The sequence below is a fragment of the Microcoleus sp. CAWBG58 genome, assembly GCF_020883045.1.
Classification (GTDB): Bacteria; Cyanobacteriota; Cyanobacteriia; order Cyanobacteriales; family Microcoleaceae; genus Microcoleus.
On record NZ_JAHRFA010000012.1, the window covers coordinates 1 to 13013 of the forward strand.

Consider the following 13013-nt stretch of genomic DNA (forward strand, 5'->3'; position numbering starts at 1 on the left):
GATTGAAAAACTAGAATCACTGTTACATAAACTATTAAATGAAGGAGGACTAATTATGAAATGGAACAGAAAAATAAAAAATAAAGGTAACGCGAGTTAATGCAGTTTAGATGTTTGACAGCTTAAATCGAGATTTAAATAAATTACGTAGAGCAGCAGGAATTACAGACAGACGTAGTAAATATTTATTATTAAATAATGGGGAAAATCTCAATCCAGAACAGCTTGATAGATTAGAATTGATCTTAAAAAAATCAGAATGTTTGAGAATTGCATATCAGATGAAGGAAGAATTCAGAAAAATATATGAAACTAATTTAACCGTCAAGAAAGGGCAGGAAAAATTCAAAAAATGGCTGAATCATGCACAAATATTTTTTAGAGAATCTGCATCAACAATTGAGAATCATTTTGAAGGTATTTGCAACTACTTTGTTCATCGCACAACCAGTGGAGTGATGGAAGGAATTAATAATAAAATTAAGTTAATTATGCGACAAGGGTATGGCTTTTCTAATTTTGATAATTTTAGAAATCGCGTATTAGCTTGTTTTTTATATTAGATAAAATTATCACCATAAGTTCTGGAGAGCCGCAAAAACTTTTCCCATTGGATTGCTGTTTTTAATTTGCATAGTTGCCTCCTGCGGTAGCGTCGGAGTTATTACCTAGTTTAATTATAACTTATATGCAGGAGCGATCGCACGGGTTTCTCGTGAGCAATCTATATCAAATCCGATACCATCGTCTTGCATTCAGATCTCTATTCTCTCTCTGTGTCCTCTGTGTTCTCTGCGGTTAAATCACCTGACCATACAACCGGAAACGATAATATTAGTTGTACTAAAGAAGGACTAAAGTCCTCACTACGAACCTAAGATAATAATTTTAATGCTGATATTGACGTATATATATATTGCGGCACGGATTTCCATTATTTAATGATATGTCAAGTTGCAAAAGAAAGCAAGGGGCGAACTAAAAAAAAGTTGCCCCAGCTTTAATGAAAAACTACCTTTGATTCCAAGCCGCCGCTGCATCAGTGACAGCTTGCTCTACAGGTTTTTCGCCTAACATTGCCGCTTGCAAATTGTCATAAATTGCCTTTTGCAATTTCTTAACATCCTTGAGAGGCGGAATCAACAACTCGGCTTTATCCAACCCAGAAGCGCTGATAATCCTAGCTCGATCGCTCGAAGCAGCATCGGCAGGCACGCTCTTAAAATAACCGTCCTGCAAAGTCTCAACCGTGGAAGGCAAAACATTGGCAGCCTTGGCAAAAGCTAACTGATTTTGAGAGTTAGTTACGTACAAAGCAAACTTGACAGCATCATCAGGGCGCTTGCTATCGCGAGGGACAACTAAATTCATTACTGCCACAGTTTTCTTGCCAGTTTCTCCGGTAATTTGAGGCGCAGCAGTTGAAACAGCACCTATACTCGGAGCATTCTCCGCGATCGCCTTTAAAAACTGAGGCCCGGAACCCAACAAAGCAGTTTCTCCAGCTTGATAAAGCTCGATCGCCCTGCGGTGTCCCTGCACCAAAACATCCTGCGGTAACAGCCCGCCTTTGTACAAATCAACCCAATACTGAAAAACAGCTTTGCCCTTAGCTGTATTAAAAGCAGCCTTACCTTGAGCGTCCACCAACGGCACACCCATCTGCACGAAAGATTGCAACACTTCCGCCGAATCCTCCGGTACAAAAGTCGCAAAAAAAGCAAACTTACCAGTTTTCTCTTTTACCTGTTTTGCAACAGTTGCTAACTCGGCATAGGTAGCCGGAGGCTTGGTAATTCCAGCTTTTTTAAACAAATCCGTATTGTAAATAGTTACCGGAGTTGTCAGATACCAAGGAATGCCAAACGTCTTGCCCTCAAGTACACTAGCTTTCCAGATATTTGGGAGATAGCTCGATCGCACTTGCTGCGGAATCCGAGAGTCCAAATCCAGCCAAGCATTGCGCCCCGCCAACAGCGAAGCAAAATCAGGATTCAGGTTCACCACATCCGGCGCATTTTTCGCCGACACAGCCCCCAAAATCTTGCTTTCCATCGCCGACCAAGGCACGTCTACCCAGCGCACCTTCACTCCGGGATTTTCCGCTTCAAAACCGGCGATCGTCTTGTTGAAATACTCAGTAAACTGAGGTTGCAGTTGCATAGTCCAGAACTCGATCGCGTCGGCATTGTTGGTCTGGGAATTAACAGCCGGCTTGCTGCAACTTACCACCGCAGCCAGCAGCAGCCCCACCAGCCCAAACACAGCGAACAGTTGCCAAGATTTACGTTTCATAGGATTTAATTTGAGATTCAAGGTTGGCTAAGGAGAAAACAAGCATCGCCCTCCCAAAACCCGAGAGACTTAAGCGCCAGAGTTTGGCGTGCGGGCTTTGGGAGGGAGAGAGTCGGTTTTGCTGCATAACCGGCAGTTTTCGGTCGATCGAGTTTAAATTTGTTGACATTCGCAGCAGAATAGCTATTGTCAAGTAAATTGGATAGCATAAAATCGGAACTGGCGATCGCGCCACAAAGACTGTGCAGCGCAGAATCAGGCGGGATACCGAGATCGCTGCGATCGCAGTATCGGCGGGAGTTGGAAACCAATCTTCCAACAGCCAACGGCCCAATCAGGCTGGCAAGCGTACAACATAAAAAATACCAATTACCGACGACCCAATCCTATGGTTAACTTTTTCAAAGATCTACTTTCCCCACGCAAGCCAGGAATCGGGATCGAAATAGCCCCAGACCGCATCAACATCATTCAGCTCGAAAAGAAAACTCAGGGATTAAAACTAGCCACTTTGGCTTCAATAGAAGTTCCAGAAGACATGGTACAAGAAGGGCAAATAGTCGATCCGCCTGGAATTGCAGAACTAATACGCACTCTCCTCGCCGAAAACAAAATCAAAGCCAAGAAAGTAGCCACAGCCATTCCCGGCCGCGAAGCCGTGATCAGGCTAATTCCAGTTCCCGCAGAACTCAACGAAGAAGAACTCCGGGATTACATGAACGCAGAAGCAGGGCTGTACTTGCCGTTTCCCAGAGAAGACGCCGACGTAGACTATCAAAAAATAGGCCTATTTGTAGATGACGACGGCGTAGAAAAAGTGCAAGTGGTATTAGTTGCAACACGCAGAGAAGTTACCGATACCTACATCGAAACATTCAAAGAAGCCGGACTGGATATAGACGTACTAGAAGTAACCAGCTTTGCCCTGATCCGCACCCTCAAAGACCAACTGCAACAATTTTCGTCCCAAGAGGCCGCAGTTCTCACCGCTATAGAATTTGACAGTACCGAGTTAGCTATAGTAGTGGACGGCATACCGCAATTTAACCGTACCATCCCGATCGGCACCTACCAAATCCAGACCGCCCTCAACCAAGCCATGAACCTGCCTCCCACCAGAGACACCAGCGAACTGCAAGGCATGACCCTGCCAGTCACAGACACAATGGGCGCGTCTGGAGACACCAATCCCGGCACCAATGCGATGATTAAAGTATTGGGAGAACTAGCAGACGAACTCCGCCGCTCAGTAGACTTTTACCTCAACCAGAGCGAAGAACTCGAAGTAGCACAACTGTTGCTAGCAGGGCCAGGAGCTGCGATCGGCAAACTTGACGAATTTTTCATGCAAAGATTAAGCTTGCCGGCATCTCAAGTAGACCCAATCGAAACCCTAGGACTCGAAATCAGCGAAGAAATTAGCCCAGAACAGCGAGCAGGCTTAGGAGTAGCCTTAGGTTTAGGACTCAGGGAGGTAATGTGACCTAAGAGTTTTAGATAATAGAAAAACAGATTTGAGAATTTTAGGAAAAAGCTTCTTCCGCAAAAAGAAGCCCCCTGATGCACAAGGTAGAATATTGGAGGTAAAAGGTAAAAGGTAAAAGGTAGAATATCGGAGGTAGAAGCAACCACTTCCTTCAGTAGAAGGCAGAAAGTTGTTTCTTTCTTCCCTAAATAAATCCTTCACTTATACCGGCAATCTGGCGCTCTGTCTAAAATCTAAAATTTCAAATTAAAATCTATAGCAACAGCCAAGACGGTTGGGACGTTCTTAATTGCTCAAACCATGCGGCAGATGGCACCTTCCATAGGATTTCCTCCTTCTTCCTTCTCTCCTAAATAACTAAAACCTTCTTCCTGACATCCGTTACATCCGTTACAGAATTCCTTGCCGAACTTCCTTCTGCTATAAAATCGAGTGAAGCCATGTACAGCCTAGATATTAATTTTCTCAACGATCGCCCCGACTACAAACCAGTCACAGCAGCCAAAAGCTCAGCTAGAAGAAGTTCCGGGGGAGCCAAAGACCAACTGCCCCTAATTGGGGCGGGGCTGTTTGCCTTGGGTCTCAATGCCGCCGTCATGGGCGCCTGGTGGTGGGCGACCAGCCAAAATAGCAGCTTGGCTACAGAACAAGCAAACATCGAACAAGAACTGGCAAGGTTAAGCACTCAAGCCAACGCCATCAAAGCCATCAACGCCGAAACCGACAAAGTTACCGCCGAATACAAAGCATTAGCCGGAGTATTCGACCAAATTAAACCTTGGTCGGCGATGCTGCAAGACCTGAGTGCCCGCACTCCCGCCGGACTGCAAATTGCCAAAATCGAGCAAATCGACCCCAGTCCCGCCGCCGTTGCAGCAGCACCGCCTCCCCCCCCACCAACTCCCGCCGCTTCCCCCGGCGCGAGTCCATCCCCCGGCGCGAGTCCATCCCCAGCTAGCCCTACGCCGGTGGCTGCTCCTATCCCAGTCGCCCCGCCACAGGCGGCAAAAGTACAAATTTCAGGGATAGCCAGTACCTTTGCTCAAGTTAACGACTTTATGCTTCTAGTCCAGCGCTCTCCTTTCTTCCTCAACACCGATACCAAACTGGTAGCGGCCACATTAAAAAGCAACCCCACCCAATTACAAGTACGCAACCCAAACGCAGCAGCAGCAGAACTTCCCAAACTGCGGCCGGTGGTGGAATATAAAATTGAAACAACGCTCAGCCCGACTGGCGCCTCCGAGTTGCTCCCCGAGCTGCGGAGCAAGCAAGCAGACGGGCTAGCAATACGGATAGAAACACTTCAAGAAAAAGGAGTGCTAGAACCACAAAAAACAGAGGTGAAAAAACCATGACAGCAGAGTTTATTCCCAGCGGGGCACAAGCAGAAGAAGCAGGGACTCAGGAAATATTCGGCATTAAGCTGACACCCCAAGTCCAAGCAATAGCCATCGCGGTTCTCGGCCTCGGAGTAGCCGGCTACATCGGCTCCCAGTTCGTACTCCCCGAATTCCAAAAAAGCGACGAAATCAAGCAAAAAATTGCCGCCAGCAAGCAAACGCAAGTCGAATTGCAAACTCTAATTCTCAAAAAGTCAGAAGCACAAGCAAAGCAAGAAGAAGCCAAACAGCGCCGGGCCAACGTGACGGCAATGTTTGCCAGCGACGCAGGCTCCAACACTCTGCTGTTTGACATGAACCAACTGGTTAATCGGATCAACGCTGGCGTGCAAGGGGACGACCTCAAGGCTAAAATTACCAAATTTGAGCCGGATGTCCCGCCAGCAGGAGCACCAGCACCTGTGCCGGGAGCTCCTGACCCTGATATTCTCAGCGATACGTCCTTCGGGCCGTCCCTGGCTGGCAAGCTCAGACGCAAAAAATATAAGGTAGAGTTTGAAGGCAGTTTCGCTCAAACCCGCAATTTCATGCGTAACTTGGAGTTGATGCAGTCGCTGTTGGTAGTGAAAAATTTGAAATCTGAATTGGTAGCAGCAACTGGGACACTAAATGTCGATTTTTTGAAGGGAAGAATAGTCCCTGTGGAGCAGCCGCAAACTAAAATTAAAACGACTTTTGACTTGCACGCACTGCTGCCGTTAAAGCAAGAAGAAAAACCGCCAACTCCGGCTCCAAGTCCTGCTGCTCCAACTCCTCCTGCTAAGTAGCAGTAGTTGGTCAGATATTAGGTATTCTGAGTCGCTATAGCCTTTCGAGATCCCATATGAGGGACTCGTGGGCATGGGCCAAACAGTGCATAGGGCATGGGTAGAAGTCCCCATACCTCACAATGCTTGAGAACCGAAGAAGGCGTTCTCAAGTAATTCAGGTACTCACGATCGCAATTGGCAATTCCCTTCTACGAAAAGCAACCAATAATGCTATAAATGCCCCATGCCCCATGCCCCATGCCCCATGCCCCATGCCCCATGCCCATAAATAATATAAGTGTAGAGGAGAGAACGTGAAACAGCATCTACGGTTAAGTGGAGGACTCTTGAGCAGCGTTGCCGGAGTTCTGATCGCCCAAGCGCCCGTCTCGGCCGCGCCGACTAAAGTCACAGGAGTGCAAGTAAGTCAAGCTAATAATGGCGTAAGTATTGTTCTAGCTACCGAAAAGGGCGATCGCCCGCAAGTTTTTGCCATCAACAACGGCAATACTTACCAAGCCACAATTACCAACACCCAGCTCCGCCTGCGCCAAGGCAACAGCTTCCGCCAAGATAACCCAGCTCCGGGCATTTCCTCAGTAGAAATCACCCAGGTAGAAGCTAACAGCATCCGCGTTGTAGTGGCAGGAACCAACGGAATTCCCAACGGACAAGTTGTCCCCGGACAAGGCCAAAACATCGTCCTCAGCGTTGCCGGACAGGGCGGGACAGCCCAGTCTGCCCCAGCAACACAGGCTGCATTGCCCTCGCTAAACCAAGCCCAAAATGTACCTCCGCCACCTCCAGGACTGCCGCTGAGCCCAACAACTTCCCGGCCTGCCCCCGTCCGCACGTCGCAAACCCCGGGCGTGATGCTGCAAAATCCCGAAGTTACTATTACTAGGAACGATCGCCCGCCCCTCCCCAGCGAAATACAATCTCAGAACAATCAAGCTCCGTCTTTCCAGCCCCGGGCTGTAGCGCCACCCTTGGGAGATATCGCGGTTTCTAACATCGCGCCGGCTGGGGCAAATATTGAACTGAGTTCGGGAGAACGCATCCCCCGTTTGGTGCTGCGCGATGCCCCAGTCCGCGACGTTTTAGCTCTGCTGGCCCGCGCTGCCGGATTGAACATTGCTTTTACAGGCGGCGGGGCCCCCGGCCAACCAGGCCAAGCCGCTCCGGCGGCCGCACCGGGAGCAGCAGGAGGCGCCGATGAAGGGCCGAAGATTTCCTTGGACATCGAAAATGAGTCGGTGCAAGATGTTTTCAACTACGTGCTGCGAATCAGCGGGCTGCAAGCCAACCGCGTCGGGCGCACGATTTTTGTGGGTTCTAATTTGCCTCTGGACTCCCGCAATATTATCGTTCGGACGCTGCGACTCAATCAAGTCAGATCTACGGATGCAGCTAACTTTTTGAGCGCTCAAGGTGCGGAAACTCAACTCCCCATTACTCGGGTGACTATTCAAACCGTGGGCCAGGGAAATACGGCGCGGGATGTGGAAATTCGGGAACCGGACATTAAGGCAATTGGCGCTAAGGATGGCAACGGGCCGCTCTTGCTGAGGGGACTGTCGGTGCTGGCGGATGCGAGGCTAAATTCGATCACTTTGGTGGGCGATCCGCGCAAAGTTGATGTTGCAGTAGCTTTCTTAACTCAGCTAGATTTGCGCCGCCGTCAAGTGGCTGTCAACGTCAAGGTGATCGATGTCAACTTGCTGGGAAACAACAGAAGTAGCAGCAGTTTCTCTTTCGGAATTAATAACAATTTCTTTGTCAATGAGGAGGGAGTAGCAAGTCTCAATTTTGGTGGCTTGCGGCCGGCTACAGTCGGTGATGTCAACAGTGCCAACAATCGATCGACTCCGCCGGTCGTCGCCAACCCCATAGGAGCCACGGAACCCATCTTCGATCAGAAGGGCAATTTACTCAACGTGCCTCTAGCAGGGACTGCTAGCTACGATCGGAATGGCAATTTAATCGTGCCTAACAGTGGCGGGTTGTTCCTCCGCCCGTCAGCAATTACTGGTGACCCCAGACGAATTGGGGTTGAAACTTACGAGCCTGGCGGTGGCCCTGCGACTTTCGCCCTGTTCCCGCTGTTGCAATATCCGAGGAGGTTCCTGTCGGCGTTGCAGGCAACTATTGAAACCCGGAATGCCAAAATCCTGACCGATCCAACTCTGGTGGTTCAAGAAGGAGAAACGGCGAATGTGAATATTACTGATGAGGTAATCACTAACATCACTCAGCAAACGCAGACGACGGGAAATACAAGTACCACAACCACGACGGCTGTGAAAGATAAGGCCGGTTTGCAGTTGGGGGTGGCGATCGATCGGGTTGATGATAATGGCTTTGTTTCTTTGCGGGTGAACCCGGTTATCAGGACTCCGGGATCCACTCGAGATCTGGCGACGGGCGGGAACACCAATCAGATAACGCTGCTGGGTGAGCGAGCGTTGCAGTCTGGTTTAATTCGCCTGCGGGACGGTCAAACTTTGATTGTTTCGGGGATTATCCGCGACGAAGAACGGATTACAGCCAACAAGATTCCGATTTTGGGAGATTTGCCGATTATCGGTTCGCTATTCAGAAGTACCAATAAGGACAACCAGCGGGCAGAGTTGATTGTATTGCTGACTCCCCAGATTTTGGATGATAGCGATCGATCGAACTTTGGCTACCAAAACAACATCAGTCCCGACGCCCGCCAACTGTTGCAGCGCAGTCAACCCGTCCAGCCCAGACAGTAGTCATCGGACGAAGGAAGAAGGAAGAGGGAAGAAGGAAGAGGGAAGAAGGAAGATAGAAGAGGTGTCAACTTAAGGTCAAAAGTCGTGCCGGCGTGCTGTCTGACGATTTGCCGAGTCTAGATCCCCCCTAACCCCCCTTAAGAAGGGGGGGACAAGAGCGTCGTCCAAGTCCCCCGACTATCCGGGAGAGGGACAGGATTCTTCTCAAAGTCCCCCTTCTTAAGGGGGATTTAGGGGGATCTAGACTCGGCTATAAACGAGAGATACAAACGACTCTCCGGGAAGAGGGACAGGATTCTTCTCAAAGTCCCCCTTCTTAAGGGGGATTTAGGGGGATCTAGACTCGGCTATAAACGAGAGATACAAACGACTATCCGGGGAGAGGGACAGGATTCTTCTCAAAGTCTCCCGACTATCGGGGGGATTTAGGGGGATCTAGACTCGGCTATAAACGAGAGATACAAAGGTTTTTAGGCCATTGGTGACACGAATTGGAAGAGAGAAGAGGTTCGAGGAAAAGAAATTTTTATTTTCCCCTTGACAATTCAGACTTTATTCCTTTTAATTCACCTTCTTTCTCTCAGAAGCAATCAGGAATCAGGAAAAAAAGTTTTGTTTAACCCTTGACAAATGACCTTTTATTCCTTCTATTTATGCTTTTTCCCTCATTTCAAATCCACGGAGGCGAGAAATCTTCTCTCCAAAGAGGTATTTTTTTACCGAAATTTAGGTATTAATTTAAAAAATTGTCCAAATCCATATAAATTAAAGGTTCCACCGATCCATAACGGTCGGCAAGACTTTAGAATAATGCAGTGAAAATTAGATGCTGTCGGGTTTTCAGCAACTAAAAACGAAAATTCCTTTTCTGACCAATTACCCTAGGGTAATTAGTATTCAGCAGGAGTTCTTAATTGGGGAAGCGGGCTGGAGTAATAGGGGACAACCCAAACGCTCCCAACCCAAACTCCAATACAGTTACAACTCACAGCTAATAGTTGAACTCTGTTTAACGTATTTTGCAAATCCCAGAAGGAGTTCGGAATGAACAAAGGTGAATTGGTTGATGTAGTGGCCGAAAATGCTAGTGTCACGAAAAAACAGGCAGATGCCGTTTTGAGTGCAGCCTTGGAAGCAATCATGAAAGCTGTCTCCGACGGCGACAAGGTGACATTGGTCGGTTTTGGCTCGTTTGAGTCGCGGGAACGCAAGGCCCGGGAGGGTCGCAATCCCAAAACTGGCGACAAGATGGAAATCCCGGCAACTAAAGTTCCTGCATTTTCCGCAGGTAAGTTGTTCAAGGACAGAGTTGCACCGCCGAAAGAACCCAAAATTTAATTGGTGAACTGAGTCTTGATTAGACCTGTACACGGTGGGAATTTAGCTTGGGCAGCCGCATTGGCTGGCTGCCCTCCCTCTGCTATTCTCGATTTTTCTGCCAGTATCAGTCCTTTGGGCCCTCCTGAGTCTGCCCTGGCTGCGATTCAAGCTCATTTGAGCAGTCTCACGGCTTACCCAGATCCGGATTATGGAGAGCTCCGGACTGCTTTGGGTGAAGCATTGAATGTTGATCCGGATTGGATTTTGCCGGGGAATGGATCGGCGGAATTGTTGACTTGGGCGGCTCTTGATTTGTCGAAGCTGGAGGCGACTTATTTGGTGACTCCGGCTTTTGGCGATTACTGGCGGGCTCTTTCGGCTTTCGGCGCGCAGGTGCTCGATTGTCCTTTGGATCTGAAATCGTTGAACCCGGAGACTGGTAACGGGTTAGTAACGGATGATTTATCGGTTTCTAACGGTTCCCTTGTCTCTCCTTCTTTCGCTCTCCCGGTTCCTCTTGCTCTCGGTGCCGATCGAGCTTTGCTGCTAAACAACCCTCACAATCCTACGGGTTTGCTCTTCGGTAGGGAGGCGATTCGGCCTTATTTGGAGCAGTTGGGTATGGTGGTGGTGGATGAGGCCTTTATGGACTTTCTACCGCCAGCAGAGCAGCAAAGTTCGATCGCTCTTGTTGAGGAATTTCCGAATTTGGTGATTTTACGATCGCTCACCAAATTCTATTCTCTGCCGGGGCTGCGGATGGGATGTGCGATCGCCCATCCCGACATCCTGCGTCGCTGGCAGTTGCTGCGCGATCCTTGGCCTGTGAATGCCTTGGCGGCGGCTGCGGCTGCTGCTATGGTGCGAGATGCTGCTTTTGAGCGGCAAACTTGGGATTGGCTGCCTGTGGCTCGGCGAGAGCTGTTTGAGGGTTTGGCTGATTTACCCGGTTTGCGGCCAATGGCTGGGGCGGCTAATTTCTTGTTAGTTGAGTCGTCGGTGTCGGTGGCTGCAATTCAAAAAAGTCTGTTGCAACAACACCGGATTTTGATTCGAGATTGTTTGAGTTTTCCTGAGTTGGGCGATCGATTTTTCCGAGTCGCCGTGCGCGGGAGGGCGGACAATCTGCGATTGATTGCTGGACTTGCCGATGTCTGTTGTCAGTTGTGAATCCCCTGATGTTGCTGGGAGTGCGAGATGTTTCTTGCATTGCGAGAGAGATGCTCGCACTCTTATAAATTATTTGGAAGTAATAATATATTCTCGCTCGCGCTGTTGATTGATTTTTTGAACGAACCGCGAAGACGCGAAGGACACGAAGAAGGAGAAGAAGGAGAAGAAGGAGAAGAAGGAGAATAAAGAAATAGAAATATAAAGATTCGCTGGTATTTTTAAGCTTGCTATGACAAATGACAAATGACAAATGACAAATGACAACTGACAACTGACAACTGACCACTGACTATTTATGCTTGATTATGATTTAGTGATTATTGGTGGAACAGCAGCCGGACGTTATGCTGCTTTGACTGCAACTAATTTCCCGGCTCGCGTTGCTTTGGTGGAACCGCTCAGTAATTCCCAAGATTTGCCGGCGGGGGGGAAAGAGTCGATCGCCCTGGGTTTGAAATACAACCAAACTTTGAGGGAGGCTGCTCGTTTTGCTCACCAGATTAGCCACCCACAGTTCGGACTTCGCCCAGATCTGGCTAATTCCGAAATGCCGATCGCATTGCAGTTTAACGGGGTTAAGAAGTGGGCTGACGGCGTTGTTTCTAATTTGTCAGAAATTGACGATCTTGGCGTTTTAGCTGCTCGCGGGGTTGATATTATTTTTGGTAATAGCGAGTTTGTTGCCAAACCGAATTTGGCTTTGATTGCGGGCGATCGGAAATTGCGATCGCGCTGTTATTTGCTAGCTTGTCCAACAATGCCTGCAATTCCCAATATTGAAGGACTTTCGTCTGTCGGCTTTTTTACTTCCGAAACAGTCGGGGAATTAGCAAAACTGCCAAAGTTGCCGAAAAGTTTGGCTGTAATCGGTGCAGATCCCAGCGGTGTCGAAGTGGCTCAGATTTTTTCTCGGCTGGGCGTTGCTGTGACTTTGGTGGTGAAAAGTTCGCAGATTTTGGCTAAAGAAGACCGCGAGGCTGCTGGTTTGGTGCAAGCTGGAATGGAAGCTGAAGGAGTGCGGATTCTGACTGCGACTGAGGTGACTCAAGCTAGGATGATTGACGGTAAAAAGTGGATTCAAGCTGGGCCAAGGGCGATCGAAGCTGAGGAGATTTTTCTCGCCGCTGGCCGCGGACACAATTTTGCATGGTTAAATCTGGAAGCTGCTAGGGTTAAATTTAACGATCGCAGGTTGATTTTAAATGAAAAGCTGCAAACAACTAATTCTCGAATTTACGCTTGTGGCGATGTTGCTGGCGGTTATTCGTTCCCTCATATCGCCAATTGCGAAGCTGCGGTGGCTGTGAAAAATGCTTTGTTTTTGCCGATGTTTCACATAGATTATCGCGGAATTCCTTGGGCAGTTTTTTCCGATCCGCAGTTGGCGAGAGTTGGCTTGACAGAAGCGCAAGCAAGGCGACGTTTTGGAGACGATCTGATTGTGGCTCGGGAATATTTCAAGAATGTTGAAAGAGCTCAAATGTCCGGGGAGACAACGGGTTTTTGTAAGATTGTCGGGCGGCGTGACGGGGAGATTTTGGGAGCGACTATTGTCGGCCCGCAAGCTGCGGAGTTGATTCATGCGATCGCCTTTGCTGTGCGTCACGGAATGAAGGTTGAGGCGATCGCCGAACTTCCTTATATTTGGTCGAGTTTTTCGGCAATTAACGGTCAAACTGCTGCTGTTTGGGAGTCGCAGCGTCTCCGCAGCAATACTTTTATGCAGAATTTATGGGAGAATTTGTTTCACTGGCGCAGGTATTGGAATTGATAGTTTTGGGCATGGGGCATGGGGCATGGGGCATGGGGCATGGGGCATGGGGCATTG

At 48.7% G+C, this 13013-nt stretch carries 11 protein-coding genes; 9 read left to right on the forward strand and 2 right to left on the reverse strand.

From position 1 onward, the window contains the following. Positions 1–110: 110 nt before the first annotated feature. Positions 111–563 (forward strand): transposase, encoded by a 453-nt coding sequence (locus QZ918_RS07325; RefSeq protein WP_293332906.1) that lies wholly within the window; start codon positions 111–113, stop codon positions 561–563. A gap of 448 nt (positions 564–1011) precedes the next feature. On the opposite strand, the gene QZ918_RS07330 is transcribed toward QZ918_RS07325, so the two are convergent. Beyond that, positions 1012–2295, reverse strand: a complete 1284-nt coding sequence (locus tag QZ918_RS07330; RefSeq protein WP_293332909.1) for an ABC transporter substrate-binding protein — start codon at positions 2293–2295, stop codon at positions 1012–1014. Positions 2296–2312: 17 nt separating this feature from the next. Further along, positions 2313–2621 carry a hypothetical protein gene (locus QZ918_RS07335; protein WP_293148915.1) on the reverse strand — a complete coding sequence of 103 codons (309 nt, stop codon included), beginning with the start codon at positions 2619–2621 and terminating at the stop codon, positions 2313–2315. Positions 2622–2683: 62 nt separating this feature from the next. On the opposite strand from QZ918_RS07335, the gene pilM reads away from it, so the two are divergent. The 8 genes from pilM to QZ918_RS07375 all read left to right on the forward strand — a co-directional run bounded on the left by pilM (position 2684) and on the right by QZ918_RS07375 (position 12956). Then, positions 2684–3778: a type IV pilus assembly protein PilM gene (pilM, locus tag QZ918_RS07340; protein ID WP_293148917.1), complete on the forward strand. Its 1095-nt coding sequence runs from the start codon at positions 2684–2686 to the stop codon at positions 3776–3778. Between the two features lie 443 nt (positions 3779–4221). After that, entirely contained in the window at positions 4222–5139 is a 918-nt protein-coding gene (locus QZ918_RS07345; RefSeq protein ID WP_293332912.1) for a PilN domain-containing protein, read from the forward strand. Then, positions 5136–5951, forward strand: coding sequence for a pilus assembly protein PilO (locus tag QZ918_RS07350; protein ID WP_293332915.1), 816 nt, complete (start codon positions 5136–5138; stop codon positions 5949–5951). Before QZ918_RS07345 ends, QZ918_RS07350 begins: the two co-directional genes overlap by 4 nt. Before the next feature lie 296 nt (positions 5952–6247). After that, positions 6248–8692 carry a type IV pilus secretin family protein gene (locus tag QZ918_RS07355; RefSeq protein ID WP_293332918.1) on the forward strand — a complete coding sequence of 815 codons (2445 nt, stop codon included), beginning with the start codon at positions 6248–6250 and terminating at the stop codon, positions 8690–8692. A 1044-nt stretch (positions 8693–9736) separates the two neighbouring features. After that, complete coding sequence (gene hbs / locus QZ918_RS07360; RefSeq protein WP_293148925.1) at positions 9737–10030, forward strand: non-specific DNA-binding protein Hbs; 294 nt, start codon at positions 9737–9739, stop codon at positions 10028–10030. Positions 10031–10045: 15 nt separating this feature from the next. Continuing rightward, positions 10046–11182 (forward strand): threonine-phosphate decarboxylase CobD, encoded by a 1137-nt coding sequence (cobD, locus tag QZ918_RS07365; RefSeq protein ID WP_293332921.1) that lies wholly within the window; start codon positions 10046–10048, stop codon positions 11180–11182. A 27-nt stretch (positions 11183–11209) separates the two neighbouring features. Then, a complete protein-coding gene (locus QZ918_RS07370) occupies positions 11210–11371 on the forward strand; it encodes a hypothetical protein (RefSeq protein WP_293332924.1) in 162 nt (53 codons plus the stop codon). 109 nt (positions 11372–11480) lie between these two features. Continuing rightward, the gene (locus QZ918_RS07375; protein ID WP_293332927.1) at positions 11481–12956 is read left to right on the forward strand and encodes a dihydrolipoyl dehydrogenase family protein; all 1476 of its coding nucleotides are present in this window, start codon (positions 11481–11483) and stop codon (positions 12954–12956) included. Positions 12957–13013 lie beyond the last annotated feature (57 nt).

Coding starts and splice junctions, on each gene's coding strand:
- QZ918_RS07325 (WP_293332906.1), top strand. CDS start 111: ATGTTTGACAGCTTAAATCGAGATTTAAATAAATTACGTAGAGCAGCA.
- QZ918_RS07330 (WP_293332909.1), bottom strand. CDS start 2,295: ATGAAACGTAAATCTTGGCAACTGTTCGCTGTGTTTGGGCTGGTGGGG.
- pilM (WP_293148917.1), top strand. CDS start 2,684: ATGGTTAACTTTTTCAAAGATCTACTTTCCCCACGCAAGCCAGGAATC.
- QZ918_RS07345 (WP_293332912.1), top strand. CDS start 4,222: ATGTACAGCCTAGATATTAATTTTCTCAACGATCGCCCCGACTACAAA.
- QZ918_RS07350 (WP_293332915.1), top strand. CDS start 5,136: ATGACAGCAGAGTTTATTCCCAGCGGGGCACAAGCAGAAGAAGCAGGG.
- hbs (WP_293148925.1), top strand. CDS start 9,737: ATGAACAAAGGTGAATTGGTTGATGTAGTGGCCGAAAATGCTAGTGTC.
- QZ918_RS07370 (WP_293332924.1), top strand. CDS start 11,210: ATGTTTCTTGCATTGCGAGAGAGATGCTCGCACTCTTATAAATTATTT.
- QZ918_RS07375 (WP_293332927.1), top strand. CDS start 11,481: ATGCTTGATTATGATTTAGTGATTATTGGTGGAACAGCAGCCGGACGT.